At 64.4% G+C, this 1,771-nt stretch carries 2 protein-coding genes; one reads left to right on the forward strand and one right to left on the reverse strand.

Annotated features, from left to right (window positions below; genetic code table 11):
* Positions 1-3: 3 nt before the first annotated feature.
* The gene (locus Q673_RS36455; protein ID WP_152527077.1) at positions 4-462 is read right to left on the reverse strand and encodes a helix-turn-helix domain-containing protein; all 459 of its coding nucleotides are present in this window, start codon (positions 460-462) and stop codon (positions 4-6) included.
* A gap of 250 nt (positions 463-712) precedes the next feature.
* Between Q673_RS36455 and Q673_RS23190 the strand changes: the two genes are divergently transcribed.
* Positions 713-1,771, forward strand: a 1,059-nt coding sequence (locus Q673_RS23190; RefSeq protein ID WP_023005044.1) for an IS256 family transposase, incomplete at its 3' end; no start/stop codon positions are given.

The following is a 1,771-nucleotide window of genomic DNA, read 5'->3' on the forward strand; positions in this document are numbered from 1 at the left end:
CCTTCAGGGTCGAGGCACACGGTATGTCACGTCCCAGCTCCAACAGGCATTTGGGCGCGTTACGCGGTGTCTCTGTGGATCACCCTTGGGACGTGGGGCACGAGCCCGGCCACGATGGTGCTGCTCGCCATGATCCCGGAGGATGCGGTAGTAGCTGGACTCTGACGCCACATAGAGGCCTTCCTCGTCCAGCAGCCGCGGCACGACCTGCCCCGGCGGCAGGCTGGCAAACTCGGGACGATGGCAGATCTCCAGCACCTGCTGACGCTCCTCAGGCGACAGCGCGTGGCGCGGCACAGGCCGCACGGCCTTAGGCCGGCGGTCCTGATCGCCCCGCACCCAGCGACGGTAGGTGTTGGTACCGATGCCGAGCTCTGCACAGGCGGCCTGTAGGCGGGCCCCTGCGGCGCGGGCTTCATCGATCAGCTGTACGGCGTCCTGGCGATCTGAAGTGCTGATCATTCGTCCTCGTCCCCCCAGATCGCTCGGGCCTTTTTTCTCAACGCTAGCAGCGCCGCGGTTTCCGCGAGAGCAGCCTCCTTGCGGCGAAGCTCACGTTTGAGCTCCTTGTTCTCCTGGCGCTCCGCCTTTCGGGCTTCGCTGACCTGCTTCGAGTTAAGCTCAAGTCTGGTGTATGGGAGGAGGTAGGAAGGGTGGCGTATCCTGTTGATTGATCACGACCAAGATCTCAACCAACACGAGTGGATACGCCATGGCCGATTCTACCCTCCGGACTCTTTCACAACCAGAACCCCAGGTCGCTGACCCGCTGCACGAGCTGCTGCGCCAAGGTGCCCGTGACCTGATCGCCAAGGCCGTCGAGGCCGAGTTGGCCACCTTTCTGGCGCAGTATGCCGATCAGCGGCTCGACGATGGACGCCAGGCCGTGGTCCGCAACGGCTACCTGCCCGAGCGCACGGTCCAGACCGGGATCGGGGATGTCAGCGTGCAGGTGCCCAAGGTGCGTGACCGCAGTGGCGGTGGCGCTCGCTTCAACAGCAGCCTGCTGCCGCCCTATCTGAAGCGAGCCCGCAGCATCGAGGAGTTGATCCCTTGGCTCTACCTGAAGGGGATCTCCACTGGCGACTACCAGGAGGCGCTGGCGGCACTGCTGGGCGACCAGGCCAAGGGTCTGTCGGCCAACACTGTGTCACGGCTCAAGAAGCAGTGGGAGGACGAGCATACCGAGTGGCGAAAGCGGGACCTGTCAGACCGTCGCTACGTCTACTGGTGGGCCGACGGGGTGTACAGCAACGTGCGCATGGATGACCGCCTGTGCCTGCTGGTGATCATCGGGGTCACCGAGCAGGGCCGCAAGGAGTTGGTGGCCGTCGAGGACGGCTTCCGCGAGTCGGCGGACAGCTGGAAGACCCTGCTGACAGGCCTGCGAGAACGCGGCCTGACCCAGGCTCCCAAGCTGGCGGTGGGCGACGGCGCCATGGGGTTCTGGGCGGCCCTGAGCAAGATTTACCCGGAGACCGACCATCAGCGCTGCTGGGTTCACAAGACGGCTAACGTGCTGAACAAGCTGCCAAAGTCAGTACAGCCCAAGGTCAAGGCCGACCTGCATGACATCTGGATGGCCGAGACCCGCGACGAGGCGCACAAGGCCTTCGATCGCACGCTGAAACGCTTCGAGGCCAAGTACCCCAAGGCGATGGCGTGCCTGGCCAAGGATCGGGAGGAACTGCTGGCGTTCTACGACTACCCGGCAGAGCACTGGGTGCATATCCGCACCACCAACCCGATTGAGTCGACCTTCGCCACGGTC

Origin of the sequence: Halomonas sp. PBN3 (genome assembly GCF_000475415.1) — a bacterium.
Taxonomy (GTDB): domain Bacteria; phylum Pseudomonadota; class Gammaproteobacteria; order Pseudomonadales; family Halomonadaceae; genus Halomonas; species Halomonas shengliensis.

Bases quoted from the DNA above. Each gene is read 5' to 3' on its own strand.
- Q673_RS36455 (WP_152527077.1), bottom strand. From the start codon at position 462: ATGATCAGCACTTCAGATCGCCAGGACGCCGTACAGCTGATCGATGAA.